The organism is Kitasatospora sp. NPDC033851, assembly GCF_055576085.1.
In genome coordinates this window covers 55,998-72,172 of sequence record NZ_JBVIRL010000027.1, presented here as the reverse complement: position 1 = coordinate 72,172, position 16,175 = coordinate 55,998, and the positions used below count along the sequence as shown (strand labels likewise).

Genomic DNA, 16,175 nt, shown 5'->3' with positions numbered 1-16,175 from the left:
ACCGATGCAACCTGTGGTCGAGCGAGGGGGCGCCCATCTGGGCCGCAGGACCTCTTTCCCGTCCTGCGGACCGAGGGCGTCACCTCCCGGGGTGACGCCTGCGGACGGGCTCGCGTTGCGGCCCGGTCCGAGGACCTCGACCCTGAAACTGACGAAAGGACGACGCAATGGGCACCTCCCGCAGCGGAAAGAACGACGACACTCGGCCCGACGAGGAGACGCGGGAACGGTCCGTGGAGGAACGGAGCATCGTGGCTCCCACCCCGCGGGACGTACGGGCAAAGGCCGAGGGCGATGCGGAGGAAGACGAGGGCCCGGAGCCGCCGGCCGCCGACAGCCTGGCGCCATGAGTGGCAGCCCTGTCCGAGCGCTCCGCGGGGCTGAGCCCGTGAAGCCGGTCACCACCACCGGGCCGCCCCGCCCGTATGCGACCGGCTATCTCCTGTGGCTACGCGATTCCACCGGCGTCCTCAGGTCCTCGCCGGTCGCGGCCACGAGCCGACTGGGCCCTGCCGGGCATCTCGTCTACACCGACTGTGACGGTCGTCTGCAGGTCGAGATCACCGCAGAGGGGCGCCACCGAGTGCTGACTCGCCCCGCCCGGATCCAGGTGGTGGAAACCGCACCCCTGCCATGACGGTACGGCTTCGTGCCGCCGGGCCGGTCGGCTCCGGGGGCACCCGTCGGCGAACAGAACGAACCCCCCGGTCCTCCCGTGCCGTCCGCGTCGGCGAACCGGCTGCCCCTCGGACGGGGAGACACCCCTCTCGTAGCGCGGGGGCGGCGGGCTTGTCGCCGAGGCCGCTCGGGTCCTGCGGCATGCGAGTGGTCCACTCCGGGTGCCTGTCTGGGGGCTCGCTCGGCGGGTACCTGTGCGACCGACCTTCAGTCCCAGCGACACCGGGAGGCCCCTGCATGGACGCGATCGTGCTGTTGAGGGAAGACCACAAGAGCGTGGAGAAGTTGTTCAAGGCCTTCGAGAAGGCCGGCGATGAGGCGTTCGCGGAGAAGCGCCGGATCGCCGACCAGGTGATCGAGGAACTGACGGTTCACGCCGTCATCGAGGAGGACGAACAGGACTGGTTCCCCGACGTCCGCAAGGCCATGGGCCGCAACCGCCTCCAGGAGCTGGGCGACCGGCTCGAAGAGGCGAAGAGGACCGCCACCCGCGACCCCCTGAAGGTGCCCAGCGCCACCGAGTGAACGGCCCGGGCCACCGACGCCGCCGCCGGGCACGAACCGCGCCGACGCGGGCCTCGTGCCCGAGAGCCGGTTTGACGGCCGGTGCTTCCGGCCACACGTCGGAAAGGAGCGTGCGACCGCACCAGAGATGCAAGGAACCGGTATGCCCGACTGTTGTCAACCGACAAGGCCCCGGGACGGCGATATGACGGGCGGGTCCAGGACCGGGCTCGGGGTGTTCGACAACGGCCCCCGGGTACCGTGACATGCGCCGCAGGGGTTCGTTCACGTCGGCCCACCGCAGCTGGTGGCAGGTCCTCCGGGTGACGGCGGCAGACGTGTGGGAGCGGGGCCGCACCATCGAACTGCTGCAGCGGTCGATGGCCTTCGCGGCGCTGTTCTTCGTGACCCTCGTGCCGCTGTTGATCGTCATCGCCGCCGCCTTCCCGTCGCGGGGCAGTGGCATCACCGAGTGGATCACCGACGGCCTGGGTCTGACCGGCCGGGGCGCCGTCGCCGTGCACGGCCTCTTCGCCTCCCGGGGACAGGTGCTCAGCACCACCACGGGCTTCGGCCTGGCCGCGCTCGCGGTCTTCGGGATCTCCCTGATGGCCGCCGTGCAGGGCGTCTACGAGCGCACCTGGGGGCTGGACCGCGGTCCCTGGCACTCGGTCTGGCGCCAGACGCTCGGCCTGGCCGGACTGATCGGATACATCCTGCTGGCCGCCTCCAGCGGTTCGCCCTGGCGGCACGCGAGCGTCCAACCCGCCTTCCGCATCGCTGTCACGACCCTCGGCGGCGTCCTGTTGTTCTGGTGGCTCCAGCACCTGCTGCTCGCCGGTCGCGTCCCGTACCGGGACCTGCTGCCGGGGGCGGTCGCGGCCATCGTGGCGCTGGCCGGCCTGAGGCTGTTCTCCCGGCTGGTCTTCGCACCGCTGCTGGTGTCCAACGCGACTTCCTACGGGACGGTCGGCACGGTGCTGGTCGTCCAGTCCTGGCTGATCGGCGTGGGCTACACCGTCTACGGCGGCGCACTCGCCGGGCGTGCGCTGGTGCGGGCCTACCGGGAGCCCGACTGACAAGGGAGGTCCGGTTCCCCCGTATCCCGATCCGAGCGCCGACTCCGGCGTCGAACGCGCCGAGCCCGTGCCCGTGCCGGTCTCCGTGCCGGTGCCGGTGCCGGGCCCTGCACCGGGCCCTGCACCGGCACCGACGGGGTCACGCCGTGGGCTGCCGCCGGTCGATCACCGTGCGGAGCTTGCCGCTGGTGGCAGTCCGCTCGAAGGCCCCGCTGTCGGCCGTCTCGACCGTGAAGTCGAGCAGGTCCTCGGTCACGGCGGAGGCGAGTTCGGGGATGGCGGCGGGGAAGGCGGCCGTTGCGGCCGCGGCGTCGGGGGCGTACCTCCGGTCGAGGCGGACGGTGACCCGCTCCCGGCCGGCGCCGGCGTCCAGGACCAGCTGCAGCTCGCCGCGGTAGCCGAGGCTCTCCTCAGCCACCGCGATGAAGCGCCGGACGTTGAAGAAGTACGTGCCGACCCGGACGACGTCCCCGTACCGGCCGAGGAGCTCGATCCGCGGGGTGTGGCTGCCGCACGGGCAGACGCCCTCGACCGAGCGGCCGAGGTCACCGATCTGGTAGCGCTCCAGGCGCTGTCCGGCGCGGGTGCGGCTGGTGAAGACCAGGCGGCCCGGTTGCCCGGCGGGGGCCGGGCGGTCGGCCTGCGGATCCAGGATCTCCAGGGTGTGCAGGTCGGTCAGGACGTGGTGGACCGAGCCCTCGGCGTGGGTGCACTGGTAGCCGAGCGGCCCCAGGTCGGTGCTGCCGTACGCCGCCGAGCGGATCACTTCGACGCCGAACTCCTCGGTGAGCACCCGGCGTTGTTCCGTCGTGAAGTGCTCGCCGCCGTAGAACACCTTGCGGATCCCGCCGTACGCGCGCAGTGCCGCGCCCTCGGAGTGGAACAGCTGCCAGAGGTAGGACGGCATGCCGAACACCGCGTTCGCGCCGTACGTCACCAGCGCCTGGGCGGTGGCGGCGTGGTCGGAGCCGGCGGCGATGGGCAGTTGGGTGGCGTTGAGGCGCTCCAGGATCGAGAAGAAGCTGATGAAGCTCCCGTACATGCCGCCGCAGTAGAAGAGGTTGGCGGCGCGGTCCCGGGCCGGGTCGAACCCGGCGGCGAGCAGGCCGTCGGCGGCGGCCCGCATCTGGGTGTCGTAGTCGGCGTTGGTGAACACCGACAGGGCCGGGGCACCGGTGCTGCCGCCGCTGCGGAAGTACAGGTGGGCGTGGACGGGCGCGAGGGTGCGCAACTGCTCCTGCACGCCGGCCTTGTCCAGCAGCGGGCCGTTCGGAGCGGCCGGGAGGACGGCGGGGGCCGCCAGGTCGTCCAGGCACGCGGTGGTGGCGAAGGCCTCGTCCGCCCGGACGCTGACGCGCCGGCTGTAGCGCTGGAGCGCGTAGACGCCGTCGTGGGGCTCGCCGTGGTAGCCGTCGAGCATCCCGCCGACCGGGGTGACCCGCAGCACGCCCGCGGCGAGTACGGCCTGCGACAGCCGGGCGACGTCGGCGCGGCTGCCGCCGATCGCGGCGGTCTGCAGGTAGCGGCGCATCGGGCGCAGCACGGTCATCACGGAGGTCCGGGGCAGCGGCTTGACCCAGACACTGCGGTTGAGCGGCGAGGCCGCCAGGGCGCGGCGGGTGTCGGCGAGGACGCGCCAGGACCCGTCCTCGGCGGCGACGACCCGGGTGAGGCCGAGGTGCTCCTCCAACCGGGCGATGAGTTCGGTGGTAGTGATCTCGGCGTGCTCCGCCGGATCGAGTTCGGGCCGGGGCAGCTCGGCGGAGGCGTCGGCGAGGTGGGCCGCGAAGCGCTCGGCGAAGGCGAAGACCTCACCGTCGTCCTCGGTGTCGAGGTAGATCACCTGGGGGCTGGAGCAGGCCTGCTGCTCGAAGCGGCAGACGTCGGCGGCGAGCGCGTCCAGCGTCACCCCGTCCGACCAGGCGTCACGGGTCAGGTAGGCGAAGGAGATCCGGTGGCCCCACTCGATCAGCCGGCAGCCGGCCGGAGCCAGCTCGGCGACCGAGCGGACGGTGTCCTCGCCGCCCCAGACCGCCACCGCGTCGGCGGGCGCGCACAGCAGGCGCAGCCACTCGGTGCGGGCGGAGGAGAAGCGCAGCACCACGATGCGGCGGGCCAGGGCGCCGGTCGGGTCGGCGGCGGCCAGCTCGGCGAGCAGGTGCTGGGCGAGCGGGGTGTCGCCGCTGCTGGTCTTCAGCACGTTGAGGTTCCCGGTGAGCAGGCCCTCGATGACGGTCAGCGGTGCGACGGCGGCGGCGTTGCCCGGGGCTATGTGGACCAGCAGCCCGACCGGTGCCCAGGCCTCGAAGGTGGTCTCCCGGGCGTCGGGTCGGGTGAGGCGCTCGGGGTGCAGCCCGCCGAGTTCGCGCCGGAGCTTGCGCTCCAGGGCCGGGCGGGTGATCGCGTCGGCGATCTCGGAGAGGGTCGCCGACGCCTCCTCCGGGTCGGTGCCGCCGTCGGTCAGCACGCCGAGCAGGCGGGTGCGGACGGGGCCGTCCGGCGTGGCGAGGGCGGCGGCGAGGCGCTGGCAGGCGCTCAGCACCAGCTCGGTGGGCAGGGGTTCGGCGAGGGTTTGGGCGGCGAGCTCGGGCAGGTCGGCGAGCCGGCGGCCGGCCTCCTCGTCGTCGACGAACGATCCCTGCCAGAAGTGCGCTCCGGCCGTTACGAGTTCGGGGTTCACGACAGTCCCTTCAGGAGTTCGGCGGCGGCCGCCGCGCAGTTGCGGTTGCGGCTGACCCCGGCACGCCCGTGGATGGTGAACCACGGCGTGGGAAGCGGGCAGGGGCACTCCTGCGCCGGGTGCAGCGAGGCGAGGTCGCCCATGACGACGCTCTGCGCCGGCACCGAGGTGATGTACGGCGAGACCAGGTGGAGGAAGCCGCGTTCGCCGAACGGCAGCGGCTGCAGGGTGCGGGTGTCGCGCACCGCGGCCCGCGACCAGACCGGGACGTGCAGGCGGTGGTGCTCGCACTCGATGTACGGCACGCAGTGCTCGACCGAGCCGAAGGTGTCCCGGATCCGCTCCGGGAGGATGCCCAGCTGCTCGGTGACCGCGGCGTAGAACTCGTCCTTGCCGATCTGCCGGTCGGTGTGCCCCTTCCAGCCGCCGCCGAGCAGGACCAGCGAGCCGGCCGGCAGCCGCAGCGGCGGCAGGCCGAGGGACCGCATCCGCTCCAGGGTGAAGTGCAGGAACGCGGGGAAGCCGAGGATCCGTACCGGCAGGCCGTCCTCGGCGTAGCGCTGCAGCGCCGCGATGCAGCCGTGGACGTCGAACTCGTGGCCGCCGCCGGTGTGCCGCAGTGCGTGCGTGGTGTGGTTGGCCGGGGCGAAGTCGCAGAGGTAGTTGTCGGTGAACGAGGTGCCGAGCTTGAGCTGCGGAGCGGGCTCGTAGCTGTAGAGCAGGTAGTTGACCGGCTGGTCGGGGGTGATCCAGCCGTAGTGGTCGAAGATCCGCGCGACCATGCGCTGCGCCGACCGGATCGTCCAGCCGTCGAAGAACATCTGCGACTTCTGGCCGGTGGTGCCGGAGGACGTGAGGTGGAGGAAGACCTCGTCCCGCGGGATGGAGAGCACCTCGTGCCGCTTGAAGAAGTTGGCGTGCACCAGGGGAGTGCGGACGTCCGCGCCGACGGTCGGTGCGGCGACCTCCGCCGGGCCGTCCAACAGGGAGCGGTAGAACGGCGAGCGCTGCGCGTGCCAGGTGTGGCTCTCCGCCATCGCGGCGGCGAACAGCCGGTCGGTCTCCGGCCCGGCCGCGTACGGGGAGGCCAGGTCGCACAGCTGCTGGACGTGCGGGAGCGCGGCGGGGTCGGGGACCTCGACCGGCGCGAGATGGATGTTCACGGGGCAACCTCGGGATTGGTCATGGGGCGACCTCGGCAAGGGGAAGGGGCAGGTAGGTCGAGGTCCAGGCGGTCAGGTAGGCCGGCAGGTACGGCTGGAGCGGGCTGCCGACGGCGGTGGTCCTGAAGTCGATCTGACGGCTGGTGCGGGACAGCACGACGTAGTCGTGGAACCGTTCGCCGATCCGGCGCATCGCCGGGTAGACGGCGCTCGGGATGAACCCGGCCGCCAGGAAGGCGTGCAGCCCGGCGGTGTCGGCCAGCGGCAGCAGCGTCTCGACGTAGTCGGCGCCCGCGCGGGTGACCGCCGCCATCAGCGGCTCCAGCGCGCCGCTGACGGCTGCCGGGGACGGGTGCACGGCGACCAGTGAGCAGCTCGCCGCGACCGGGTCCAGGTCGGCGTACGCCTCGAACGCGCCGTCCGGCGGGGTGAGGACAGCGTTCGGCACGTGCAGCGGGAAGAACCGCTGCGCCGGATCGGGGAAGAGCTCCAGGAACCGGCGGCGGACGAACCCGGGCGCCGTGATCAGCTCCATCGGCGCGGTCACCGGAGCGCTGCGCCCGGTGGGGGCGAGGGGGGCGTCCAAAGGCTGCGGGTCGCCGTAGCCGAGGCCGGTGCTCTGCCGCGCGGCCTCCAGCAGCGGGAGCAGGGCTCCGGGCACCTGGTCGACGCTCTCGCGTCGGGCCAGGACACCGTCGGCGTGCCGGGCGAACAGCGCCAGGCTCTCGCAGCCGGCCACCTCGACGGCGTTCGGCAGCAGGCCGAGTGCGCGGAAGCCGTTGCGGGCGAAGACCTGTTGCGGGCCCGGGGTGACCACCCGCACGGTCGCGTAGATCGAGTCCGGAGCGCCGGTCGCGAAGGCGTCCGCGCAGACCGCGGCGGTCAGCCGGCCGGCCAGGCCGCCGCCGCGCTGCTCGGGGTGGACCGCCAGGCCCACCAGCTTGCCGATGCGGCTGCCGGGGTCGGTCTGCACGGCCACCGACCCGGCCAGGTGTCCGGTGTCCTCGCGTCGTGCGGTCAGCCAGTGGGTGTGCGGGTCGGCGATCAGGCGACGCATCTCCGCGGGGTCGCTGCCGAGCGCGACCGGGTAGCCGTGGCCGTAGACGTCGAAGTAGAGCTGACGCAGCTGGGCGACGTCCTGCGGGGCGGCGGGGGCGATCGTCACGGTCATCGCGCGTCTCCGATCGGCTGCGGGGCGGGGGACGGCTCCTCCTGCGGGGCCGGGGGCAGCTCCTCCGGCGGGGCCGCCACGGGGCCGGGGGCGGCCGGTTCGCGCCGGCCGGTCCACCACAGGGCGGCGGCGACCGGGAGGACGCCGAGGGCCTGGACGAGGCAGAGTGTGCGCGGCGAGAGGTGGTCGCCGAGCAGGCCGAACACCAGCGAGGACACCGGGAAGGTGGCACCCAGCAGCGCCTGCATCATGGCGAAGAAGCCGGCCCGGTCCCCGGCCGGTACCAGCCGTTGGAAGAGGGCGACGAACCGGACACCGATCACGCCCACGCACCAGCCCGCGACCGCCATCGACCCCACTGCCGCGGCCTGGCCACCGACCAGGCCGGGCAGGCCGAGCGCGACGGCCAGCAGGCCGAGACATCCGGCGCCGACCACGGTGGGGGCCCCCGGGAGACGACCGCCGGTGAACGAGCCCACCAGCGTGCCGGCGCCGAGCGCCGCCTCCAGCGCGGCGACGGTCGAGCCGTCGGCGTGCAGTACCGTCCGGGTGAACAGGGGCATCACCACGAACACCGCCGTGGTGAACAGGTTGGCCGCGGCGAAGCAGAGCAACACCCGTCGGACGAAAGGCAGTTCGGCCAGGATCCGGCGAAGCGGCCGTGCCGCGGCGGGCCCGCCGCCGTCCGGGGCCGGGCCGTCCGGGGCCGGGGCGTCCGGGCGGGTGGGGAAGCGGGTCGCGCCGATCAGGGCGGCCGCCAGCAGGTAGGCGCCGGCGCACCCGGTGATGATCCCCGCCAGACCGGCGGCGTCGACCACCAGCGGGCCCAGCAGCCCGCCGGCCACGCCGGCCAGCGACTGGGTGCTGAGCTCGAAACCCGTCGCGGCCTCGATGTCGGCATCCTCGACCAGCTCGGGCACGGAGGTGGTCAGACAGGGGTCGAAGACCGCCTGGCAGCCTGCCAGCAGCAGCGTCGAGCCGTACGCGACGGCCATCGGCAGTGCCGTGGTGTACGTCCAGACGGCCGTGCCGAGGGCGACCAGACCGGCGACGGCGGCCGAGCCACCCAGCACGGTACGGTGCGGGCAGCGGGCGATGACCCTGGCCACCAGCGGTGCCAGCGCGACCGCGGGCAGGGTGCTGACGGCGAGGAAGACGCCGGCGGCCAGACCGCGGTCCGCGCCGGCGGCGTATCCCACCAGCCACCACACCGCGCCGACCTGGAACATCCGTCCGGCGGCCTGGGTGAGGACCTGGGCGGCCCACACGGCGCCGAACAACCGGTTGCGCAGGACGAGCGGCAGGCGGCGGCCGGCCGTTGCGGGGGCCGTTGCGGGGGCCGTTCCGGAGGCCGTCGCGGGGGCTGTTCCGGAGGCCGTTGCGGGGCCCGTCACGAGTGCGGCCGTTCATCGAGGACACGGATCAGCTTGCCGGTCCGCGCGTTGACGATGAGCTCCTGGTGGCGCACCCACGTGACGGACAGCGGATGGACGTATCCGGCGGCGACCGCCTCCGGGTACAGCGGCCGCGCCGCGTGGATCCCGGCCTCGACACCGGCGGCCAGCTCGGGGAGCCCGCTGGGATTCCCGTCGCAGGCAAGGCGCAGCACCAGGCCGTCCCGGCCGTCCCAGCGGCGCACGACCAGCTGCGCACCGGTCACCCGGCCGTCCGGGTCGGCGGCCCGGACGAGGTCGAGCACGTCCTGGGTGTACAGCGACACCGGTCCCACCCGGACGCCCTCCTGGGCCCGACCGAGGATGCGGAACTGCCCGGCGGCGGGGTCGGTCCACTCCGCGCGGTCCCCGACGGGGTAGCGCAGCACGGGCATCAGCCGTCGTCGCAGGTCGGTCACCACGACCCGCCCCGGCACGCCCGCACGGGTGATCGGCTCGCCGGTGTGCTCGTCGAGGATCTCCACCACCGTCTCCGGAGTGAACACCCGGTGCACCCGGGTGTCCGCTCCGGGCACCGGTCGGCCGAGCAGCCCGGCGTCGACGGCGGCATAGCCGATCGAGGAGACCCGGGCGTTGGGGAACACCTTGCCGAGCAGCGGCTGCTGGTCCTGGTAGAGGCCCTCGCCGCCGAACAACAGCAGCTCCACGGAGGGGAGTTCGCGACCGCAGGCCAGCAGGTGGTCGGCCAGCGCGCACAGCGTCGTCGGAGTGCCGGCCACCACCTCGGCCTCGAACTGCTCCAGGGTCTGCGCGGTCGACTCCAGCGGCGCGGCCCCGCCGATCGGCAGCCGGACGTTGGCGACGGGCGAGCGGTGCAGTGCGTCGAGGATGAAGGTGTGACTGGCGTACAGGTCGCCCGCGTAGAAGAGGTCGGCGACCCGGTGCCCCGGGCGCAGTCCGGCATCGACCAGCCCGGCGCCGAAGGAGGTGGTGAACTCCCGCCACTCCTCCCGGCTGTAGAACGAGAACTTCGGCGAGCCGGTGGTGCCACCGCTCTTGAAGACCACCGCCTCCTCCAGCGGCCCGGTCAGCAGCCGGTTGCCGCGAGGTGTGTTCGCCTGCCAGAACTCGGCCTGCGGGACGACCGGGAGATCGGTCAGTCGCACGGCCCGGTCCGGCAGGCCGGCGTACAGCTCGGCGTAGAAGGGCGAATTGCGGCGCGCGAACCGTATGAGTTCCGCTATTGGTTGAACCGGCATCAATTCCTGCTCTGAGGCTGTGAGGAGAACGGACCGAGCGGGCGGCACCGGGAAGCCGGATGCGCACAGATCATTCGGTCGATACTGAGGCGAAGTCAGGAGGAACTGGCCTCCCACTCGCAAGAAGAGAGGCTAGCACCTTGATGGACCTTCGGATCGCAGCCGCGAGCCTGCCGTTGGGCTGATTCCATGGCGAACTGAGGCCCCATCAGCGGCCTTTTCCGGTGTACCGGAATGGAAGGGTGACATGCGTCTCAGTCGGGAATTCGGCGGCCGCACATGAAATGTCTCGAATTCAACTAAGAGGACGCGCGGATAGGCGATTGGTGAGGGCACCTCGTGCGACTCGTCGCGTCGAAGACCGACACGGACCCGGCTGCGGTGGCCAAGGCGGCCAGGGCTGCTGGCCGATCACATCGCTTCGGCCTTGTAGGCTCCCCGCATGCCACAGCCCGGAGAACCTCACATGCCGGTGCGCGGGGAGCACGTGCGCCAGGCCGTCGCCCACTGCGTCGACGCCCTGGAAGATGTCCCGGCTGCCCGATGGCACGCCCCGGCTGGCGGTTTGGAGTGGACGTGCTGGGAGACTCTCGAACACCTCGCGGACGACCTGCTCACCTACGCGCTACGGTTCGGGCTCGCGCAGCCCATCGCCGTACCGCGCGTCCCACTGCGCATTTCCAGTGATCGACCGGATGGCCCGGCCAATGTCATCTTCGGGGATCACGAGGCAGGGCCCGAGGGACTCCTGACCGTCGTGGAGGCCTGCGGCGGACTGCTCGCGACGGTCGTCGACACCACCGACGCAACCACCTTGGCCCCGCACGTCTTCGGCGCGTCCGACCCGGAGGGCTTTGCGGCGATGGGCGTCGTCGAGACCCTGGTCCACACCCACGACATCACCCAGGGGCTGAATCGCGTCTGGGAAGCCCCGCAGGACCTGAGTGAGCGAGTCCTGGCGCGGCTGTTCCCCGACGTCCTCGTCATCGACACGCCGTGGTCGACTCTTCTGTGGGCCACCGGACGCATCGAGACGCCTGATCGCCCCCGCCGGACGAACTGGCGCTGGCACGGCGCGCCGCTCGGCCACGGCTGACTCATGTGGCTTTAAAGATCGTGTAGATGGCGGCCGGTCATGGTCGGCGTTGGGGGTGGGTATCCCAGCGATGGGTGGTCCAGGCTCGGCGGATCGGACTGCGGACGGTGATGATCGTGTCGGCGAGGTCGAAGAAGGCGTCGATGGCGCTGGAGCGGCGCTCGTAGCAGCAGGCGAGTCGGTGGAAGGCGTTCTGCCAGGCGTGGGTGCGCTCGACATGCCATCGCCGGGTGGCCTGGACCGGTGCCTTGGTCCCCTTGCGTGCGATCTGACCGCGCAGCCTCCGCTCGTCGAGCACGGCACGGGACTTGTCCGAGTCGTAGCCGGCGTCGAAGTGGACGGTGATCTCACCGGGCAGCGGCCCAAGTCCGTCCAGGAGGTCCAGAGTTGGGGCCAGAAGCGGCGAGTCGTGGCGGTTGGCGCCGGCCAGGATGCGGCCCAGCGGGATGCCGTACCCATCGGTCATTGCGGACCGTTTCATGTCCTGTTCGCCCCGGTCGACGGGTGAGCGTCCGGCCGCTTCGCCGCCGCCGGGGGCCTTGGTGATGGCACCGTCCACGGCGATCTGGTCGAGGACGAGGCCGACGACGCGGTCATAGGCCTGGAGGGCGATCTGCTTCAACCGCGCGAACAGGCCCAGGCCGATCCACTCGTCGCGGCGGCCTCGAATCGTGGCGGCCGAGCAGGTGGAGTCCGCTATCGCCTCGTAGGAGCAGCCGAACCGCAGGACTTGCAGCAGCTTGTCGAAGACGATCCGGTCGCTGATCCGGCGTCGGTGGCAGCCCAGTGGGTGGGTCGGATCGAACTGCGGCCGCTGCGGCAGCAGAGCGGTGAATTGGTCCCAGAGCGGTTCGGTCAGCCAGAATGGCAGCACAGGCACAGGTCTCCCCAATGATCACAGAGCGTCGCAACTCCGTGATCACGGAACCTGTGCCTGTCTCGTCCGCCGACTGGTCCCATCAGCCGCCTATCTGCGCGGCCTCTAAAGGCAATCGCGGAGGATTCCGCCATCGCCGTGGCCGTCGTCGTGGCCATCGCCGTGGCCGTCGTCGCCCTCGCCCTCGCCGTCGTCGTCGCCCGGGGCGGTGTCAGCAGACGGCGGCAAGCGAATCCACGAGGATGCCGAGCCCTTCCCCGGCCTCGTCCTCGGTCAGGGTGAGCGGGGGAGCCATCCGCAGGGCGTGGCCGTAGAGGCCGCCCTTGCCGACGAGCAGGCCCCGCTCCTTCGCGTGCTCCAGCACGGCGGCGGCCAGCGCCGGGCTCGGCGCTCCCGTCTCGGGGTCGACCAGGTCGACGGCGAACATCAGGCCCTTGCCCCGGACGTCCCGCACGACCGGAAGCCGTTCCGCCGCCGTCCGCAGGCCGTCGATCAGCAGGCTGCCGAGCCGGTGCGCGTTGGCCTGGAGGTCGTGGGCGAGCAGGTAGTCGAGTGTGGCCTTGGCAGCCGCCGTCGCGATCGGGTTGCCACCGAACGTGGAGATGCCGTTCGCCGGAAGCGCGTCCATCAACGTGCCGTCCGCGACGACACCGCCGATCGCGAAGCCGTTCCCCAGGCCCTTCGCGAAGGTCATGACCTGGGGTGTCACGCCATGGGCCTGGATACCCCAGAAGTGCTCTCCGGTACGGCCCCAGCCCGTCTGCACCTCGTCCGAGACGAGCAGGATCCCGTACCGGTCCAGGACCTCCCGGTATCTCGCGAAGAGCCCGTCCGGTGCGGCGGTGAAACCCCCGACGCCCTGGACGGGCTCCACGATCAGGCAGGCGACGTCCGTGGCGGTGGCCGTGTCGACGACGTGCTGCAGATCGTCCGCGCAGAAGGCCAGGAACTCCTCGTCCGACAGCTGCGGGAAGCGTGCGCGGTCGGCGCCGTGCAGGTAGTGCACGTGGACGGGCGAGAGCGAGGAGTTCTTCCAGCTCCGGTTGCCCGTGACGGCAGTGGCCGCGTACGAGCGCCCGTGGTAGCTGTTGCGCAGGGCGAGCACCTGGTCGGACCGGCGAGCGTTGGTGGCGAGCAGCAGCGCCGTCTCGTTGGCCTCGGTGCCGGAGTTGGTGAAGAAGACCTTGGCGTTCGCGATGCCCGAAAGCTCCGCGATCCGCTCGGCCAACTCCACCTGGGTGCGGAGGAGATACAGGGTCGACGTGTGCGCGACCCCGGTGCGCAACTGCCGCTCGACGGCCTCCCGGACCTCGGGCACGTCGTACCCGAGCATGTTGGTGAGGATGCCGCCGAAGAAGTCGAGATAGCTGCGCCCGTCGGAGTCGGTGACGCGGCGCCCCTTGCCGCTCACGATCTCGATCGGCTCCTCGTAGTAGAGCGACATCCACCTCGGCATGACCGCGCGATGGCGGCCGAGCAGCTCCGGCATGCGAGGCTCACTCTCCCTGCGACAGCATCGACTTGGCGCTCGATCGGACAGCCGGGGCGCGTGGACGGCTCTCAGGCAAGCAAGCTACCCGACGCCTGCTCCGCAACCCGGTCAATCGGGCACGACACGGGGCCGCGACTCCACGGCCGAGACCCGCAGCCGGCAGCGCCGGGCTGGCAGGATGGCGGCATGGAACGAGTGCTTGGAATCGGCGGGTACTTCCTTCGGGCCGCCGACCCGGACGCGCTGAGTGCGTGGTACCGCGACTGCCTGGGGCTGGACGCCGACGAGCACGGCCTGTGGGGCCAGGAGGCCGGGCCGACGGTGTTCGCGGCCTTCGAGTCCGGGACGGACTACTTCGGCTCCCGCACCCAGCAGACCATGCTGAACTTCCGGGTCCGCGACCTGGACGCGATGCTCGCGCAGCTGCGGGCCGCCGGGGCGCAGGTGGCGGAGGAGACGCAGGAGATGGCGGCCGTCGGCCGGTTCGGCTGGGTCACCGACCCGGAGGGCAACCGGATCGAGCTCTGGCAGCCCGTCTGACCGCACCCGGGCGGCACGCTGCTCATGCCGCGCCGGGCGCCATGAGCGCCGCTCATGAGGGGTGCGTGCCCGGGGCGCGCAGGTGGTGGCCGACGTCGACGACGAGGGTGATCCGGACGCCTCGCTCGGTGAAGCGCCGTCGGCATGGACGGTCACCGTGTCGCGGAACATCCGCTCGATCGCCTCGCGCCCCGCGCCCCGGTGCGCCGCTTCCGGCGGCGATGTCACGCCGGGTGGATGAGGCGGTTTTCGTAGGCGAAGATCACGGCCTGGATCCGGTCGCGGAGTTCGAGCTTGTGCAGGATACGCCCCAGATGGGACTTCACGGTCGCCTCCGCGAGGTACAGGGTGGCCGCGATCTCGGTGTTGGACAGACCGCGGCCCACCTGGACGAGCACCTCGCGTTCACGGGCGCTGAGCCGGCCCAGCCGCTCGTCGTGGTCGGCGCTGCGGCCGTCGGGGATGTGTGGGCGGAGGTTCTCCAGCAGGCGTCGGGTGATCCGCGGGGAGATCACCGCGTCGCCCGCGGCGACGCTGCGTATCGCGTTGAGAAGCTCCTCGGGCCTGGTGTTCTTCAGCAGGAAGCCCGAGGCTCCGGCGTTGAGTCCGGAGAAGGCGTAGTCGTCGAGGTCGAAGGTGGTGAGGATCAGCACCCGGCTGTGCGGCGAGACCCGGATGACCTGCCGGGTCGCCTCGATCCCGTCGGTCCCGGGCATCCGGACGTCCATGAGGACGACGTCGGGGCTCAGCTCCCGGGCGAGGCGTACGGCCTCGGTGCCGTCCGCGGCTTCGCCGACCGGCGCCATGTCGGGCTGGGCCTCCAGGACGGTGCTGAAGGCCATCCGGAGCAGCGCTTCGTCGTCGGCGATCAGGATGCGGATCGTCATGTGGACGCCGCTCCGTCGCTGCCGAGGAAGAGGCGGGTATGGACTCCCCAGCCGCCGCCCGGAATCGGTCCGGCCCGCAACGTGCCCCCGTAGGCGGCCGAGCGCTCGCGCATGCCGGGGATGCCGTGGCCGGATGGTGTGGCGCCGGGACGTGGCGGGCGGCGACCGCTGTCGGTGATGTCGACGGTGACGGTCTCGGTCGAGCACCGTATCCGGACCTTCGCGTGGGTGCCGGCGGGCGTGTGCTTGAGGGTGTTGGTCAAGGCTTCCTGTACCAGGCGGTAGACGGTGAGTTGTGCGGTGGCGGGTATGTGGGTGTGGCCGCCCCGGACCTCGAGGCGGGTCGGCAGCCCGGCGGCGCACATCTGGTCGGCGAGGGCCGCCAGCTGTGCGATGCCGGGCAACGGGTGGCGCTCCGCGTCCGGTTCGTCGGTCCGCAGGATGCCCAGCGAGCGCCGCATGTCGGTCAGGGCCTGTCGGCCTGTCTCGGAGATCTGGAGCATCGCGGTGGTGGCCTTGTCGGGCGAGCGGTGCTGCGCGTAGACGGCTGCGTCGGTGAGCGCGACCATGACGGACAGGTTGTGGGTGACGATGTCGTGCATCTCCCGGGTGATACGTGTCCTTTCCTCGGCGACGGCCAGTCGTGCCTGCTGGTCCTGCTGCTGCTCCAGGTGTGCCGCCCGTTCCTCAAGGGCCGCGAGGTAGGCGCGTGTGGTCCGCACGTTCACACCGAGGACGGCGGCGGCGACGGCCATCGCGGTGACCGCGACGAAGGGGGTCAGGAACGCACCTTCCGTCGCCCAGCGCAGGCAGGCCAGCAGGACCCCCGCCTCCACGACGGCACCGGCGACGAGCGTGCCGCGTCGGCCCGAGTGCGCGGCCGCCGTGTAGAGGGCCACCAACAGGGCGATGTCCGCCGGCAGTTGGACGTCCGTCAGCCACTGGACGAAGGCCGCGGCCGCCACGGCGCCGAACACCGTGAGCGGGGCCCGGCGCCGCCACACCAGGGGCAGCGCGAGGGCGGCGGTGAGGGCCACGGCCACCGGCAGCTCCTGCGGCGGCTGTGTGGTCACGACGTTGAGGAGGAGAAGCGTCGGCAGCAGCGAGTCCCACGCCATGGGCGGCAGCCGGGAGGCCCAGCGCCCGCTGGTTGCCACCACTCGCGCCGCTCGTGCGGCGGCCGGGTCGGCGTACCTCGTCAGCCGTAGGGCTGTCCTCGCCCACTGCTCCCGCACCCGGTTCGGCTCCCGCACCCGGTTCGGCACCCGGTCCGGCACCCGGTTCCGGTGGCGTGCCCGGTGGGCATTGCCGGGTTCCTCGGCCGTCTCGGTCATCACACGTTCCTGTCGATTCAG

General features: G+C 72.1%; 15 protein-coding genes. 6 read left to right on the top strand and 9 right to left on the bottom strand.

Annotated elements, in window-relative coordinates:
- The first annotated feature begins 167 nt into the window (after positions 1-167).
- The 4 genes from ACZ51D_RS35370 to ACZ51D_RS35355 all read left to right on the top strand — a co-directional run bounded on the left by ACZ51D_RS35370 (position 168) and on the right by ACZ51D_RS35355 (position 2,261).
- Entirely contained in the window at positions 168-350 is a 183-nt protein-coding gene (locus tag ACZ51D_RS35370; RefSeq protein WP_465664606.1) for a hypothetical protein, read from the top strand.
- Complete coding sequence (locus tag ACZ51D_RS35365; RefSeq protein WP_465664605.1) at positions 347-637, top strand: DUF6296 family protein; 291 nt, start codon at positions 347-349, stop codon at positions 635-637. The genes ACZ51D_RS35370 and ACZ51D_RS35365 overlap by 4 nt, the downstream gene beginning before the upstream one ends.
- A 278-nt stretch (positions 638-915) precedes the next feature.
- Positions 916-1,203: a hemerythrin HHE cation-binding protein gene (locus ACZ51D_RS35360; protein ID WP_465623948.1), complete on the top strand. Its 288-nt coding sequence runs from the start codon at positions 916-918 to the stop codon at positions 1,201-1,203.
- Between the two features lie 302 nt (positions 1,204-1,505).
- Positions 1,506-2,261, top strand: coding sequence for a ribonuclease BN (locus ACZ51D_RS35355; RefSeq protein WP_465623946.1), 756 nt, complete (start codon positions 1,506-1,508; stop codon positions 2,259-2,261).
- A 139-nt stretch (positions 2,262-2,400) separates the two neighbouring features.
- Here the strand turns inward: ACZ51D_RS35355 and ACZ51D_RS35350 are convergent, their stop codons facing one another.
- From ACZ51D_RS35350 to ACZ51D_RS35330, 5 genes are read right to left on the bottom strand one after another with little or no spacing between them, the layout of a single operon-like run.
- Entirely contained in the window at positions 2,401-4,941 is a 2,541-nt protein-coding gene (locus ACZ51D_RS35350; RefSeq protein WP_465664604.1) for an acyl-CoA reductase, read from the bottom strand.
- The gene (locus ACZ51D_RS35345) at positions 4,938-6,104 is read right to left on the bottom strand and encodes a LuxE/PaaK family acyltransferase (RefSeq protein ID WP_465623943.1); all 1,167 of its coding nucleotides are present in this window, start codon (positions 6,102-6,104) and stop codon (positions 4,938-4,940) included. The genes ACZ51D_RS35350 and ACZ51D_RS35345 overlap by 4 nt, the downstream gene beginning before the upstream one ends.
- A 19-nt stretch (positions 6,105-6,123) precedes the next feature.
- Positions 6,124-7,275, bottom strand: coding sequence for a GNAT family N-acetyltransferase (locus ACZ51D_RS35340; RefSeq protein ID WP_465664603.1), 1,152 nt, complete (start codon positions 7,273-7,275; stop codon positions 6,124-6,126).
- The gene (locus ACZ51D_RS35335; protein ID WP_465664602.1) at positions 7,272-8,669 is read right to left on the bottom strand and encodes an MFS transporter; all 1,398 of its coding nucleotides are present in this window, start codon (positions 8,667-8,669) and stop codon (positions 7,272-7,274) included. The genes ACZ51D_RS35340 and ACZ51D_RS35335 overlap by 4 nt, the downstream gene beginning before the upstream one ends.
- Positions 8,666-9,928 carry a phenylacetate--CoA ligase family protein gene (locus ACZ51D_RS35330; protein WP_465664601.1) on the bottom strand — a complete coding sequence of 421 codons (1,263 nt, stop codon included), beginning with the start codon at positions 9,926-9,928 and terminating at the stop codon, positions 8,666-8,668. The genes ACZ51D_RS35335 and ACZ51D_RS35330 overlap by 4 nt, the downstream gene beginning before the upstream one ends.
- 442 nt (positions 9,929-10,370) lie before the next feature.
- Between ACZ51D_RS35330 and ACZ51D_RS35325 the strand changes: the two genes are divergently transcribed.
- On the top strand, positions 10,371-11,024 hold the full coding sequence (locus ACZ51D_RS35325) for a hypothetical protein (RefSeq protein ID WP_465623938.1): 654 nt from the start codon (positions 10,371-10,373) through the stop codon (positions 11,022-11,024).
- Between the two features lie 37 nt (positions 11,025-11,061).
- Here ACZ51D_RS35325 and ACZ51D_RS35320 read toward each other — a convergent pair whose 3' ends face one another.
- Complete coding sequence (locus tag ACZ51D_RS35320) at positions 11,062-11,904, bottom strand: IS5 family transposase (RefSeq protein ID WP_465664600.1); 843 nt, start codon at positions 11,902-11,904, stop codon at positions 11,062-11,064.
- Positions 11,905-12,112: 208 nt separating this feature from the next.
- Positions 12,113-13,390, bottom strand: coding sequence for an aspartate aminotransferase family protein (locus ACZ51D_RS35315; RefSeq protein WP_465623935.1), 1,278 nt, complete (start codon positions 13,388-13,390; stop codon positions 12,113-12,115).
- A 189-nt stretch (positions 13,391-13,579) separates the two neighbouring features.
- Here ACZ51D_RS35315 and ACZ51D_RS35310 point away from each other — a divergent pair, with 189 nt between their 5' ends.
- Entirely contained in the window at positions 13,580-13,933 is a 354-nt protein-coding gene (locus tag ACZ51D_RS35310) for a VOC family protein (RefSeq protein WP_465623934.1), read from the top strand.
- Between the two features lie 224 nt (positions 13,934-14,157).
- Here ACZ51D_RS35310 and ACZ51D_RS35305 read toward each other — a convergent pair whose 3' ends face one another.
- Positions 14,158-14,820, bottom strand: a complete 663-nt coding sequence (locus ACZ51D_RS35305; protein ID WP_465623932.1) for a response regulator — start codon at positions 14,818-14,820, stop codon at positions 14,158-14,160.
- Positions 14,817-16,154, bottom strand: coding sequence for a sensor histidine kinase (locus tag ACZ51D_RS35300; protein ID WP_465664599.1), 1,338 nt, complete (start codon positions 16,152-16,154; stop codon positions 14,817-14,819). The genes ACZ51D_RS35305 and ACZ51D_RS35300 overlap by 4 nt, the downstream gene beginning before the upstream one ends.
- Between the last annotated feature and the right edge of the window lie 21 nt (positions 16,155-16,175).

Coding starts and splice junctions, on each gene's coding strand:
- ACZ51D_RS35360 (WP_465623948.1), top strand. CDS start 916: ATGGACGCGATCGTGCTGTTGAGGGAAGACCACAAGAGCGTGGAGAAG.
- ACZ51D_RS35365 (WP_465664605.1), top strand. CDS start 347: ATGAGTGGCAGCCCTGTCCGAGCGCTCCGCGGGGCTGAGCCCGTGAAG.
- ACZ51D_RS35325 (WP_465623938.1), top strand. CDS start 10,371: ATGCCACAGCCCGGAGAACCTCACATGCCGGTGCGCGGGGAGCACGTG.
- ACZ51D_RS35370 (WP_465664606.1), top strand. CDS start 168: ATGGGCACCTCCCGCAGCGGAAAGAACGACGACACTCGGCCCGACGAG.
- ACZ51D_RS35340 (WP_465664603.1), bottom strand. CDS start 7,275: ATGACCGTGACGATCGCCCCCGCCGCCCCGCAGGACGTCGCCCAGCTG.
- ACZ51D_RS35310 (WP_465623934.1), top strand. CDS start 13,580: ATGGAACGAGTGCTTGGAATCGGCGGGTACTTCCTTCGGGCCGCCGAC.
- ACZ51D_RS35330 (WP_465664601.1), bottom strand. CDS start 9,928: ATGCCGGTTCAACCAATAGCGGAACTCATACGGTTCGCGCGCCGCAAT.
- ACZ51D_RS35300 (WP_465664599.1), bottom strand. CDS start 16,154: ATGACCGAGACGGCCGAGGAACCCGGCAATGCCCACCGGGCACGCCAC.
- ACZ51D_RS35315 (WP_465623935.1), bottom strand. CDS start 13,390: ATGCCGGAGCTGCTCGGCCGCCATCGCGCGGTCATGCCGAGGTGGATG.
- ACZ51D_RS35305 (WP_465623932.1), bottom strand. CDS start 14,820: ATGACGATCCGCATCCTGATCGCCGACGACGAAGCGCTGCTCCGGATG.